The sequence below is a fragment of the Flavivirga jejuensis genome (assembly GCF_030540765.1).
Taxonomy (GTDB): Bacteria; Bacteroidota; Bacteroidia; order Flavobacteriales; family Flavobacteriaceae; genus Flavivirga; species Flavivirga jejuensis.
The window spans coordinates 403365-417287 of the sequence record NZ_JAUOEL010000003.1; the positions used below are offsets into that span (position 1 = coordinate 403365).

The following is a 13923-nucleotide window of genomic DNA, read 5'->3' on the forward strand; positions in this document are numbered from 1 at the left end:
TACCACTCCTAATGCGCATCGTAGATAGGCGGGAGTGGTCTGTTGTATACAAATATACGTCATATTTGTTATTTGTAACAAGCAAACAAACAATTTTTGTTGAAATTTAACACAATTACACCTATAACACACTAAAAACAAAATAGTTACACCCCAAAACAAGAATGGATTTTTGTTTCCAATTGCCAGCAATCTACCTTCCTTCAAAAGGAATAAGTTTTCAGTATATTAAAACTTACCTGATAGCACTGATTTGCAATCCGTAATTTACTTTGCCTTAAACTTAAAACACCAAGGAACATACCTCGTCTATTGTTTATTCATAAGTTGTACAATATTAAACAAGCCTCTCTAATAATTAAGTTTCGTCATAAAAATTAATTTACACCAATCACTATTTAAGTTTTTTGCATAATTATTAAGTAAGAAGTGTCTTTGATTAAGTTTATACTTAATTCGTAATGAAAACATTTAAAGCTAGAAATCGCATAAATCAATGAACCTGCAAAAGCTTCCAACCTAACAAGGTAAATCAAGAATGGAAAATTGAAGACATGGAAGTATTTAACCTTTTAAGTTAAGGCCGACAAGTAACTTGAAAGACTTGACATATATTCCAAATATTGATTTATTTATAAGTATGCACGTCTTAAATACTCAAAAAGCAAAGAAAATAATAAGTTTCTCTTCTCCGTCAGTTTATAAACTAATAGATGATTTAGAAAATCTTGAAATACTAATTGAAAGAACTGGCATAAAAAGAGGGAAAACATATTTATTTAGAGAAATCACGCCCCACAAATCTCACCCAAAATCCACAAATAATCCAATCTATTTTCAACAAAATCCCTATCAGAGATATCAATAATTTTCACATTAAAATCGTGTTGCGATCTTAAAAACTCTAAATACCCTGTGTTTATTTTTTCTAAATAATCGTTATCAATATCCTGCTCATAATCACGCCCCCTTTTTTTAATATTTTCCTGTAATCTTTGGGTATTTTGATACAAATAGACGTACAAATCAGGTTTTGCAATCTCCTTATACATTAAATAAAAAAGTTTTCGATACAGCTTAAACTCATCTTCTTGCAAGGTGATTTTTGAAAAAATAAGCGATTTAAACACATCATAATCACTCACAATAAAATCTTTAAACAAATCGAGTTGCGATAAATCATCAGATATTTGCTGGTAGCGATCGGCTAAAAAAGACATTTCTAAAGGAAAGGCATAACGTGACGCATCCTTATAAAATTTAGGTAAAAACGGATTATCAGCAAAACGTTCTAAAATCAGTCTCGCATTAAAGTCCTGTGCTATTTTATTTGCCAAACTGGTTTTTCCAGCCCCAATATTACCTTCAATAGCAATGTAATTATATGTTGAAAAGTCAAAAGCTTTTCTCGGATTTTTCAACCAGATATTAACAGGCTCTAAAACACTTTCATCTTTACATTCAGATAACAAAACAGACACTTCTTTATCAAGTTTTGGGTGTCTTATTTTAGATGCTACGTCGTTAAGTGGTAATAAAACAAACTTACGTTTCTCCATTTCTGGATGTGGTACCTGAAGCGTTTCGGTATCTATAATACCATCTTCACAAAAAACAATATCTAAATCTATAATACGTGCTTCATAACCTCCAACACCATTTCTAGTGCGCCCTAAATCGGTTTCAATATCCAATAAAACTTGAAGTAAATTTTGAGGCGCTAAATAACTTTCTAAAACCAAACAAGCATTAAAAAAATCGTCGCTTTCAAACCCAAAGGCGGGCGATTTATACACTTTAGAAATCAGTTTTATATTACCCGCTCTAACATGTATTAAATCAACAGCGTTTTGGAGGTTTTTAATTTTGTCCCCTTTATTACTCCCCAATGCTATGTAAAAAAGTTTTGGCTTTACCATAAGTAAAAGCAAAATAACTAAAACAATTTTTAATCCTTTATATTTACACAACGTATTTATTCACAATTAATAGTTCTAGACTGTGCTAGAACTAATAACATGCAATAAATAACATCCAAAAAACGTATAAAATTAACAACATCATTTTAAATGAGTATTAAAGACAAACTCGCTGCACAGCGTATTTACATGCTACTCGGGGCTTTATTTATAACATCGTTAGTGGTATCTAACCTTATTTTTCAGAAGTTTTTTTATTGGTTCCCTTTAGATGTTGAAATTTTTGGAAATAAACTTTTTGAAATCTCTGTTGGTATACTACCCTATCCTATTACTTTTTTAATAACCGATTTAATTAGTGAGATTTATGGTAAAAAACGCGCCAATGATATTGTAATCACTGGTATTTTCGCTTCGGTCTTCTCACTCTTAATAATTCTGGTTGCAGACAGTGTTCCTGCAACAAGTTGGTCTTATGTAAAGGACGATATGTTTAATACTGTTTTTGGTAATTCTATTATTGCCGTGTTTGCAAGTATGCTTACTTATTTATTTGCACAGTTTGTAGATATTCAGATTTATCATTTCTGGAAACAACTCACTAAAGGCAAACACCTTTGGCTACGAAATAACTTTTCCACATGGTTCTCTCAATTTATTGATACTTTTACAATAGTAACTTTATTATGCTCATTTGGTATCATTGATTGGGCAAATTTTAAAGGCTTATTAATTAGTGGTTTTTTATTTAAAGTTTTAATAGCCTTTTTAGATACACCTTTATTATATTTGGGTGTTTTTTTGTTTAGAAAACGTTTCAATTTGAAAGTGAATGAAGAAATTAGTTTACTACATGAAAGTTAACATTGAATAAATACAGGGTTCATCTTTTTTACATGTTTTTACGTATATTCACTATACATATTATATATAGTAACCCAAAACCTACATTATGAAAAAAGCTTTAAAAATATCGGGCATTAGTTTGCTCATTATATTAGCCCTTTTAATTGCTACTCCTTTTGCGTTTAAGTCACAAATTAAAGACATGGTTAAGCGCTCTATAAACGAAAACTTAAATGCGCAAGTAGAATTTAGCGACGTGAGTTTAAGTTTTATAAAAAGCTTCCCTAAAGCTCATGTATCTGTAAGTGATTTGGTTATAACAAATTTAGAACCTTTTAAAGGTCAAACATTTGTAACCTCTAAAAACATTGCCCTTACAATGTCTATTATGGAATTATTTAAAACATCTGGTGAAGATCCTATTGTTGTAAAATCTATTGCCGTTGATGAAATCTTACTAACACTCAAAACAGATAAGTTTGGGAATGCTAATTATGATATTGCTAAAAGTACCGAGGATGCTCCAACCGAAACTGAAACTGAATCTGGGAGTTTTTCTTTTGACATTGAAAATTACAGCATCAACAATAGTGCGTTAGCATATATTGATGACGTATCGAAAATGACCGTATACATATCGGAACTTAATCACCAAGGTAAAGGTATATTTTCTGCTGAATCGTTAGAATTAGACACAAAAAGTGAAGCTAATATTAGTTTCATCATGGATAGCAGTAATTATTTAAGTAACAACCCTATTAAATTAGATGCTATAATAGGATTAGATTTAGCAAATAGTAAATACACTTTTAAAGAAAACAAAGGACTTATAAATAAGCTCCCTTTAGAATTTCAAGGGTATGTACAACTATTAGAAAATGGTCAAGAAATAGACGTTACTTTTGAAAATCCAGAAACATCTTTTAAAAATTTCTTAGCACTAATTCCAGAAGAGTTTTCAAAAGACATTGAAGGTGTTGAAACTACTGGCGATTTTAAAGTTAAGGGTATGATTAAGGGCATAAGCTCGGAAGAAACGATTCCTAATTTAGATATTAGCATCATTTCAAACAACGCGTCATTTAAATATCCCGATTTACCAAAACGGGTTGAAAACATTGTTATAAATACATCTATAAAAAACACCACAGGCAATATTGATGATACCTATGTAGATATAAAAGCACTCAACTTTAAAATTGATGAAGATGTGTTTAAATCGTCTATTTCTTTAAAAAACATCACTCAAAACATGTTAGTAAATGCTAGCATTGATGGGGTTTTAAATTTAGCAAATATTACAAAAGTATATCCTGTTGAATTAGAAAGTACTTTAACAGGTATTCTAAAAGGAAGCATTAATACGGTTTTCGATATGAAAGCTATCGAAACAAATGCTTACGAACGTATAAAAAATAATGGATCTGTAAGCATTAGTGATTTTGTGTTTTCTTCGGAGGATATGACGAGTCCTATTCATATCTCTGACGCGAATATGACTTTTAATCCTGAAGTTATATCTCTTAATAGTTTTAAAGCTCGAACAGGGAATAGCGATTTGAATGCTACAGGAACTATTAAAAACTTACTAGGATTTCTTTTAAGTGATAATACTCTTCAAGGATATTTTGATTTGAATTCTACTTTCTTTAAAATAGATGATTTTGTGTCTGAAGAAGGTACAGGTACTGCTACTGAAACTATTACTTCAGAGAGCAATGATACAACTCAAGATACAGAATCATTGAAAATCCCGAGCTTTTTAGATTGTACTATTAATGCCAATGCAAAAACGGTCGTTTATGATAATCTAAATTTAAAAGACGTAAAAGGCACACTTATTATTAAAGATCAACGTGCTATACTTAAAGAAATCACCTCTAGTATATTTGATGGTACGTTAGCCGTTTCTGGTGATGTTTCCACAAAAAATGAAACACCTACTTTTAATGTAAACTTAGGGATAGATGGCTTTGATATTTCTAAGTCATTTAAAGATTTAGAACTATTAAGAAACCTGGCTCCTATAGCTCAACTACTCCAAGGAGAGCTAAATAGTAATTTAAGTTTAACAGGTAATTTAGACAACGAACTCTTACCTGATTTAAATAGTCTTTCTGGTGGTGCCCTTGCCGAGTTACTAGCTACAAAAATTAACACAGATCAAGGCGAGCTGTTTAACAAATTAGAAGGATCTTTAGGCTTTATAGATTTTGATAAATTAAATTTAAAAGACCTTAAAACAAATTTAGAATTCGCTAATGGTGAAGTTAGCGTAAAACCCTTTCAAGTAAACTATGAAGACATCACTATTGATGTTTCTGGGTCTCATGGTTTTGATACGAATTTAAAATACAATGCCATTTTTAATGTACCAGCTAAGTATTTAGGAAGTGATGTTAATCAATTAATTGGTAAAATTGATACTAAAGAAGCAAAAAATATAAGCATTCCTGTGACAGCCGACATTGAAGGCACGTATACAAAACCTTTAGTGAAAACAGATTTAAAAAGCGGTGTTAAGAACCTAACAAATCAGCTTATTGAAATTGAAAAACAAAAATTACTCAATACAGGTAAAAGCAAAGTAACAGATTTAATTAGCGGGGTTATTGGCGGTAATAAAACTAAAACAGATTCCATAAAGAAAGAACAAAACAATTCGGTTAAAGATGTTTTAGGAGGTATTATTGGAGGCGAAAAAGACCAAACGGATTCTGCTGAAAAAACAGACGCAAAAAAGGAGGCTGTAAAAAATGTGCTTGGCGGTTTATTAAGTAAAAAGAAAAAAACAACTAAATAAAATGAAATTCACCCTGTTTTTTCGAATAAATCCTTTTTTTATTAGGATAATAATATAAAAAAGTTATTATTGTCAACTAAACGATTAACTTTGCATTTCGTTTATAAAAAAAACAAATAGCTAGGTTAAGAGCATACTTCAAAAAGTGAAGTATAAAAAACGTATTTTAGGATAACCCTAACTCGAACAAATTTAAAAATTTTATATGTTAAAAATTATCATTAAGGATGGCGAAAATATAGAACGTGCCTTAAAACGTTACAAAAGAAAGCACAGAAACATTAAAGTTATGCAAAACTTAAGAGATGGGCAGTTTTTCACAAAACCATCTGTTAAGAGACGTCGTGAAGTTCAAAAAGCTGCGTACATACAAAACTTAAGAGACCAAGAAGATATTTAGTAGAATTAGAATTACTAAATAATAAAAAAGCTGTATTCTGTTATAAAAGATGAATACGGCTTTTTTATTGCAAAAAATTCAAGATATTATTTCATTAGTCTAGACTAATATCACTACTCTTAAAACTCGACGTAAATTAAAAAAGGCAAATAACGTATATTGTTGATAAACAGATTTTTGTCATATCTACAGAGCGAAGCATGAGTAAGGAGACAGCTCATAAAGATAAGATGCAGCCTCAAAAGCTACCCTTCATACCTTCAAACAAAATATATTTTGTTTTCGATAGCCTACCATTGACATGCTTTATAAACAACTAACTTTCAACTACTTGTCATTCAGAGCGCAGCGAAGAATCTTTATTATTAATCTCTAAAGATTCTTCAGTCGTAAGCTTCGCTTATATCTTCAAACAAAATATATTTTGTTTTCGATAGCCTTCTGGATGACACGAACCTTTTGCAAACATAGGATGACACCCCAATTACGTCATTTCATCCACTAGTTAAAATTTTTAACACAGATCTCTGAATGAACAAAGCTTTTCCTAACATAGGATGACACAACTTCATCATTCATACACACAAATCACTCATTATCAACACTCAACACATCAAACTAACGTTAAAAGATTCATTTTTGACCAAAAATTATGTAAGCTTTCAAGTCTATTCGCTACAAAAGCTCTATGATTTTAGTTTATTTATTAATTGGCATACTGGCAGCAATTCTAGGGGCCCTTCCCTTAGGAGCTTCTAACATTGCAGTAATAAATACCACACTAAAAGAAAACGCAAAAAAAGCTTTTAAAATTGCTATAACTGCTGGAATGGCGGAGGTTATTCTATCTTATTACGCCTTACATTGTAATATGATTATTGCAGATTTTTTTAATCATAACATATGGGTACAAGTAATTGTTGTTATGCTATTATTCATTATAGGTACTTTTTTATTCTTTAAAAAACAGTCTAAAAAACATACTAAGAAAAGAAGAATAACACAGTCGAAATATGCAACTGGTTTCTTTCTTGGTATATTAAACCCTCCCGTTTTAATCTATTGGGTTATCGCTTTTGGAATTATAAATAATAACGACATCATGTTATCCTTACAATCATCGTTTTCTGTATTATTCTTATTCTTTTTTGGAGTGTATTTAGGTAAACTACTAACGCTTTACTTTTACAGCCAATTTAGTATCCTTATAAAAAAGAAGGTTCAAAACATAACCTTAGTAATTAATAGAGTTACAGGAGTTTTATTAGTTGTTATTGCTTTTATACAAGCAGTAAAATTGTACGCAATTTAACCTGGATTATTTCGTAATTATTGTCTTATCATACTAACATCCTAATCTTTATAAATAACTTTTGTCATCTTGCGAAAGCAGAAATAACAAATAATGTCTACTTACTAAAGCTCTAAAAACCTAAACATACTTGCGCAGAAGTTAATTTAATTAATAGAAATACTCACAACCAACCCTTCATTAGCACGAACATTAAAAACAGTATCATCCTCAAAAATAAGATACTGCCCTTTAACTCCTACTAATTTACCTGAGTACTGCTGTTGTTTAACTATATTTAAACTTTTAGGCTTCTCTGGATATTTAAGCACAGGAAACTCTAAATTAGTTTCTGTGTTAGCATCAATAAAATAATCTTTAGCCTCATCAGGAATATATTGTTTCAAACGCTCTCGCCACGCCACTAAATTTTCATCTTCAATATCATTTTTAAGCATTTTTCGCCAATTTGTTTTATCAGCTACATAATCCTTTAAAGCAACTTCTGTGATACCCGCTAAATAACGATTAGGCACTTCAACAATTTCAAGGGCTTCATGAGCTCCTTGATCGATCCAACGTGTTGGTACTTGATTTTTTCTTGTCACACCCACCTTCACATTACTGGAATTAGCTAAATACACAATATGAGGTTGTAATTGAGCACGTTTTTCAAACTCTAAATCCCTATCTTCTTTACCTAAATGAGCCGTGCTCAACTCAGGACGCATAATCCAATCGGCTGCTTGTGGCACTTCATAAAAACACTGTTTATCAAACCCTTGTCTATAAATAGGCTTATCTAATCCACAATTTAAACATTGATATTTAACAAATTGAATAGAGATACTTTTATTCAATAATTGGTTCATATTTAAAAAATCATTTTCAAACACCAAATAATATTGAATAGGGTTAGCAAACTCAGTCTCCATTTTTGTTAAAACACCTTGGTAAGTCATAAAAAAAAGTCTTATTTTTAAAACCTTAAAGATAAAAGAAATATGCCAATACCTATAGTAAATTCGATTGCTTCTTGGTTCTTAAAAAAACGATTCCATCAGATAGAATTATTTTTAAAATACCCAAACGAAGTACAAAATGAATTACTATTAAACCTTATAGATTACGCTAAAGACACGGAGATTGGTAAAAAATACGACTTCGCTTCTATAAAAAACTATAGAACATTCTCAGAACGTGTTCCTATTAAAAACTATGATGGTTGGCAAAATGTTATTGAGCGTTCCAGAAAAGGAGAAGCTAATATTTTTTGGCCCAGCCCTATAAAATGGTTTGCAAAATCTAGTGGTACCACCAGAGCGAAAAGCAAATTTATTCCAGTAAGTATAGAATCGCTTGAAGATTGCCATTATGCGGCTGGCAAAGATTTATTATGTATGTACCTTAATAACAATGAAGAATCCCAATTGTTTACAGGAAAGAGTTTACGCTTAGGCGGAAGTAAAGAATTATACAAAGAAAACGGTACTGTATTTGGTGATTTATCGGCTATTTTAATTGACAATATGCCTTTCTGGGCAGAATTTAGTAGCACACCAAGTAATAAAGTGTCCCTAATGAGCGATTGGGAACATAAAATGCAAGCTATTGTAGATGAAACCATACAAGAAAATGTAACAAGTCTTGCAGGCGTACCCTCATGGATGCTTGTGTTACTTAATAATGTTTTAGAAACAACAGGAAAACAAAGTCTACATAACATCTGGCCAAATTTAGAAGTGTATTTTCATGGCGGGGTTAGTTTTTCGCCTTACAAGGATCAATACAAAAAAATTCTCCCTAAAACTGATTTTAAATATTATGAGATTTATAATGCCTCAGAGGGGTTTTTCGCTATTCAAGATCAAAACAATTCTGATGAATTATTATTGATGCTCGATTATGGGATTTTCTATGAATTTATTCCTATGAATATTTATGCTACTTCTGAAGAAAAGGCGGTTCATTTAAGCGAGGTTAAACTGAATCAAAATTACGCTGTAATTATCACTACAAATGCTGGACTATGGCGTTATAAAATTGGGGACACTATTAGGTTTACTTCATTAAACCCATACAGAATAAAAGTATCTGGGAGAACCAAACATCATATTAATGTTTTTGGAGAAGAGCTTATTATAGAAAATGCTGAAAATGCTTTAAAAAAAGTATGTAAGCGAACTAAAGCCGAAATTGTAGATTTTACAGCCGCTCCAATATTTATGAAAGACAGAGAAAAAGGAGCTCATGAATGGCTTATTGAATTTAAAACACCTCCAAAAGATATAGATTATTTTAATGAGTTATTCGACAATGCTTTAAAAGCATTAAATTCAGACTACGAAGCAAAACGCTATAACAACTTAACCCTTAATAAACCTAAAATTAATATAGCCAGAAAGCATTTGTTTTATGATTGGTTAAAACAAAATAATAAACTTGGGGGACAACATAAAATACCTCGGCTTTCTAACACTAGGGTCTACATAGACGAGCTACTTAACTTAAACAAGCATGTTTTGTAGGGATTTATTTTCAACAAAAGCACTTAAGCGATTAGTTTTGTTTTTCATCTTTTAAAACTATACTTTTAAAAAAGCATAAAAACAAATTTAATAACAAAACAAATCTTCAGCCCCTAAGATGAAAGTTTATTTTATAATTATTATATGGTTTCAATCCATCCTTTTATTTGGTCAAACTACTATTGAAACTAAGCCTACTATTGAAAATAATGGTTTTAAATTTAAAGTCTCTAACACCAACATTAATACTAAATTTTCAGAAATTGGAAGTGGTTTTTTTAAATGTAAGCTAATCATGGTTTCTTCTAAAAAAATCGGTGATTTAACAAAAAAAGACCCTAATACAAATGAAGCCTACAAAGAGCTATATTGTTTAGATACTTTAGGTTATGGCAAGCTATCCAATCCCTTGTTATTCTCAAGGGTTTTGAATACAAACGACAGCGAAGGTCAAATTTCCTTCTCGCCAGATCAAAAAACGGTATACTATTCTAGAAGTAGTAAAGCAAATTCTTTGGAATACAAAATTTACAAAGCCGTTTTAGAAGAAGGCTCAAACGGTAATTGGATTAACGAAGAGTTGTTAAGCTTTAATAGTGAAAATGTATCAATAGAAAACCCTTTTGTTAGTCCTAAGGGAGATCAACTATACTTTTCTGCTAACATGCCTGATGCTATTGGTGGTTACGACATCTATGTTGTTGATATTAATGCCGATGGAACATTAGGCACTCCTAAAAATTTAGGAAAAAAAATAAATACACCTTTTGACGACAAACATCCCTATATTTTTAAGGATGATACGCATTTATATTTTGCTTCAAAAGGTCATGAGAACATGGGAGGGTTTGATCTTTTTACTAGTAAAATTTCCAATAACAAATACCATACTCCTAAAAACCTAGGTAACACTATTAATACAGAATATGATGAAATTGCCTATTTCAATGCAAGTAGCAGTTCTGGGTATTTTTCATCAAACAGAAAAGAAGAAAACGGCTTTGATATTTATTACTTCACTTTAGATCAGATCAATCAAACCATTGAAGGTGAAATTTTAGATTTTAATACTAAAAAAGTAGTATCAAATACCATCGTTATTCTAAAAGATGAAAATCAAAAAGAGATAGATCAATTAATAACTGGAGAAGATGGCACCTATAAGTTTGATATTTCCCCATTAAAATCTTACACAATTACAACTAAAAAAAGTAACTTTAAAGATACTTCATTTGATTTTACATCGTACAAAAGCGAAAAAACAACTTACAATAAAGATTTAGAAATTAATGAAGTTAAAGTTAATGAAGTTAGAGTTAGAGTTGATGTTGAAAATATATACTTTGACTCAGCAAGACATGAAATAAAAGAAGAATCGTATGTTACCTTAGATAAAATAATAAAAATACTTAACGATCACCCAAAAATAAAATTAGAAATCAATGCGCATACAGATAATAATGGAACAGATGCTTTTAACTTAAACTTATCTAAGAAACGAGCTGAATCAGCTTTAAATTATTTAGTCAAAAATGACATTGCAAAAAATAGATTATTTTCTAAAGGCTATGGAGAAAGAGAGCCATTAATTGATTGTAAAAATCTTTGTACCAAAGAAGATTTACAAACCAATAGACGTGTTGAATTTGTTATCTTAGACTCTTCTCCAGAAAACACACCTTAAATTACAGTTAATTAAACAGAAAATTATCATGTTATAGCTCCTGGATTCATTTAGCAATGAAAAATTTGAAGAAATAAGAACGATTTTTCTGACAATCACATACATACCAGTTATGAAAGTCTTAAAAACGATTAGACCAATAAAGAATATAAAAGCTCGGCTAAAATTAAAAAAATCAGATTAACTTTTATTTTTCCAAAATGATATTCTAAAAATATGAACTCCAAAATTTATAAAGTATAAATTCCTGATTTTCAAATACTACTTAGAACACACTAAAATACAATATATATTGATAAACAGCGTTTTTCCACATCTACAGAGCGAAGTATGAGTGACGAGACGCCTTATTAAAGATGAGATTCTTCCTCAAAAGCTACGCTTCATAGCTTCAAACAAAATATATTTTGTTTTCGATAGCCATCGGAATGATACAATTTCATTATTTATAGACACAAATTACTCATTATCATTATCAATATATCGAAACTGACGTTACTAGAATTTCCAATAAAACAATTAGTCAACGAATTAAATAGCTATTGGTCTAAGAAATTTCCATAAAGCTTAGATTCAAGACTATATTTATCATCTAATTAATTCCAACATCTAAAACCCCTCTTAAGATGAGAACTAAATTATGTTTTTTCATTTTCCTTATTTCTAATATTGTACTTAGTCAAGGACCAGCAAATTTAATAGCATCAAATAATTTTTCAATTAACAATTCGCGTACTTCATCAAATTCCATTGGTGCAAACGGATTTGAGTTCGAACTTTTAGACGCTGGTGTTAATTCTAAATATTCTGAAATTGGCTCAGGTTTTTTTAGAAATAAACTTATTATGGTTTCTTCAAAAAAACTTGGTGGTTTAGCAAAAATAGATCCCAATACTAATGAGGCATATAAAGATTTGTTTTGTTTAGATATTAGCAAAAATGGCGCATTAAGCCTACCATTATTATTTTCTAGAATATTAAACACAAACGATAGTGAAGATCAATTAACATTCTCTCCTAATCAAAAAACAGTTTATTACACTAGAAGTAGTAAAGAAAACTCTATGGAGTATAAACTATATAAAGCTGTTTTAGAAGAAGACTCACATGGCAATTGGATTAATGAAGAATTATTAAGTATTAATAAAACGGATGTTTCCATAGAAAACCCTTTTATGAGTCCTAAAGGTGACAAACTATATTTCTCATCTAATATGCCCGAATCCTTTGGTGGTTACGACCTTTATGTTTCAAATATAAATACGGATGGCTCTTTAAGTACTCCAGAAAATTTAGGACGGACTATTAATACGCCTTTAGATGAAAAATATCCATCGCTTTCTATGGATTCTAAATATTTATACTTCTCTTCAAAAGGACACGATAACATAGGCGGTTTTGATCTTTTTACAAGTAAGGTTTTAAGTAATGGCTATAGAGCTCCAAGAAACATGGGGAATACAATTAATACTCGGTATGATGAAATTGCTTATTTCTTAGCTGCAAAAAATAAAGGGTATGTGTCTTCTAACAGACCAAACGGAAAAGGAGGCTTCGATATTTATACTGCAACTAATGATGAAATAATTCAGACAATAAAAGGTAAAGTATTAGACTTAGAAACTAAAATAAAACTCCCTAATACCTTAGTTATTTTAAAAGACGATGAGGGCAACGAAATTGCCAGACAATTAACTAAAGAACAAGCTACTTATAACTTTAATGTTATTCCTTTTGAATCATATAGTATTACAACACAAAAGGATGGATTTAAAGATGCTGATTTTAAATTTACAACCACACGAAGCTACAATACATCTTATGATAAAGACTTAGAATTACTCACTACAGAACCAGTAATTGCAAAAGTTGAAGACGAGTTACGCATTGTTTTAGAAAATATTTATTTCGATTTTAATAAATCGAATGTAAAAGAAGAGTCTTTTATTTCTTTAAATAAAATCATTAAAGTCTTAAAAGAACATCCTGAAATGAAATTAGTTATTAATGCTCACACAGATAATAAAGGTAGAGATTCTTATAATTTAGGTCTATCTAAAAAACGTGCCGCATCTACAGTAGCTTATTTAACAAACAACGGCATTAGTAAAAACAGACTACAATCTAAAGGTTATGGTGAAACTAAACCAAAAGTTGATTGCAAAAACAAATGTACCAAAGAAGATTTAAAGACTAATAGACGTGTGGAATTCGTTATTCTATAATAGTGAAGAAGCCTTTATTTTCGACTAAATACATTAATGAAAGTTTTTAAACGAGTATTTTGTCTAATCATCTAAAAGACATAAAAAACCTTTGTGAGCCATTTAATTAAGTATACTTTTAACGAAGTTTTTAAAAAACACTGATGAAAATTTATCCATAATGTCTTTTATTAATTAACATCCATAAATAAAAAACCACGCCTATTTAGCGTGGTTTTTTTATGCTC

The 13923-nt window shown here is 30.3% G+C and carries 9 protein-coding genes; 7 read left to right on the forward strand and 2 right to left on the reverse strand.

The window, feature by feature from the left end:
- Positions 1-788: 788 nt before the first annotated feature.
- Positions 789-1919, reverse strand: a complete 1131-nt coding sequence (gene folK, locus Q4Q40_RS10340) for a 2-amino-4-hydroxy-6-hydroxymethyldihydropteridine diphosphokinase (RefSeq protein ID WP_303301719.1) — start codon at positions 1917-1919, stop codon at positions 789-791.
- A gap of 150 nt (positions 1920-2069) precedes the next feature.
- On the opposite strand from folK, the gene Q4Q40_RS10345 reads away from it, so the two are divergent.
- From Q4Q40_RS10345 to Q4Q40_RS10360, 4 genes are all read left to right on the forward strand, one after another.
- The gene (locus Q4Q40_RS10345; protein ID WP_303301720.1) at positions 2070-2783 is read left to right on the forward strand and encodes a queuosine precursor transporter; all 714 of its coding nucleotides are present in this window, start codon (positions 2070-2072) and stop codon (positions 2781-2783) included.
- An 88-nt stretch (positions 2784-2871) separates the two neighbouring features.
- Positions 2872-5568, forward strand: coding sequence for an AsmA family protein (locus Q4Q40_RS10350; RefSeq protein WP_303301721.1), 2697 nt, complete (start codon positions 2872-2874; stop codon positions 5566-5568).
- Between the two features lie 205 nt (positions 5569-5773).
- Positions 5774-5968 carry a 30S ribosomal protein S21 gene (gene rpsU / locus Q4Q40_RS10355; RefSeq protein WP_274182812.1) on the forward strand — a complete coding sequence of 65 codons (195 nt, stop codon included), beginning with the start codon at positions 5774-5776 and terminating at the stop codon, positions 5966-5968.
- A 688-nt stretch (positions 5969-6656) separates the two neighbouring features.
- On the forward strand, positions 6657-7280 hold the full coding sequence (locus Q4Q40_RS10360) for a LysE family transporter (RefSeq protein ID WP_303301722.1): 624 nt from the start codon (positions 6657-6659) through the stop codon (positions 7278-7280).
- 146 nt (positions 7281-7426) lie between these two features.
- Here the strand turns inward: Q4Q40_RS10360 and Q4Q40_RS10365 are convergent, their stop codons facing one another.
- Positions 7427-8221, reverse strand: a complete 795-nt coding sequence (locus Q4Q40_RS10365; protein WP_303301723.1) for a DUF2797 domain-containing protein — start codon at positions 8219-8221, stop codon at positions 7427-7429.
- A gap of 42 nt (positions 8222-8263) precedes the next feature.
- Between Q4Q40_RS10365 and Q4Q40_RS10370 the strand changes: the two genes are divergently transcribed.
- The 3 genes from Q4Q40_RS10370 (at position 8264) to Q4Q40_RS10380 (ending at position 13696) form a co-directional block, all read left to right on the forward strand.
- A complete protein-coding gene (locus Q4Q40_RS10370; protein ID WP_303301724.1) occupies positions 8264-9787 on the forward strand; it encodes a GH3 auxin-responsive promoter family protein in 1524 nt (507 codons plus the stop codon).
- Positions 9788-9905: 118 nt separating this feature from the next.
- The gene (locus Q4Q40_RS10375; RefSeq protein ID WP_303301725.1) at positions 9906-11471 is read left to right on the forward strand and encodes an OmpA family protein; all 1566 of its coding nucleotides are present in this window, start codon (positions 9906-9908) and stop codon (positions 11469-11471) included.
- Between the two features lie 626 nt (positions 11472-12097).
- Positions 12098-13696: an OmpA family protein gene (locus Q4Q40_RS10380; RefSeq protein ID WP_303301726.1), complete on the forward strand. Its 1599-nt coding sequence runs from the start codon at positions 12098-12100 to the stop codon at positions 13694-13696.
- Positions 13697-13923 lie beyond the last annotated feature (227 nt).

Excerpts from the sequence above, each read along its gene's own strand:
- folK (WP_303301719.1), bottom strand. The coding sequence starts at position 1,919 with ATGGTAAAGCCAAAACTTTTTTACATAGCATTGGGGAGTAATAAAGGG.
- Q4Q40_RS10345 (WP_303301720.1), top strand. The coding sequence starts at position 2,070 with ATGAGTATTAAAGACAAACTCGCTGCACAGCGTATTTACATGCTACTC.
- Q4Q40_RS10350 (WP_303301721.1), top strand. The coding sequence starts at position 2,872 with ATGAAAAAAGCTTTAAAAATATCGGGCATTAGTTTGCTCATTATATTA.
- rpsU (WP_274182812.1), top strand. The coding sequence starts at position 5,774 with ATGTTAAAAATTATCATTAAGGATGGCGAAAATATAGAACGTGCCTTA.
- Q4Q40_RS10360 (WP_303301722.1), top strand. The coding sequence starts at position 6,657 with ATGATTTTAGTTTATTTATTAATTGGCATACTGGCAGCAATTCTAGGG.
- Q4Q40_RS10365 (WP_303301723.1), bottom strand. The coding sequence starts at position 8,221 with ATGACTTACCAAGGTGTTTTAACAAAAATGGAGACTGAGTTTGCTAAC.
- Q4Q40_RS10370 (WP_303301724.1), top strand. The coding sequence starts at position 8,264 with ATGCCAATACCTATAGTAAATTCGATTGCTTCTTGGTTCTTAAAAAAA.
- Q4Q40_RS10375 (WP_303301725.1), top strand. The coding sequence starts at position 9,906 with ATGAAAGTTTATTTTATAATTATTATATGGTTTCAATCCATCCTTTTA.
- Q4Q40_RS10380 (WP_303301726.1), top strand. The coding sequence starts at position 12,098 with ATGAGAACTAAATTATGTTTTTTCATTTTCCTTATTTCTAATATTGTA.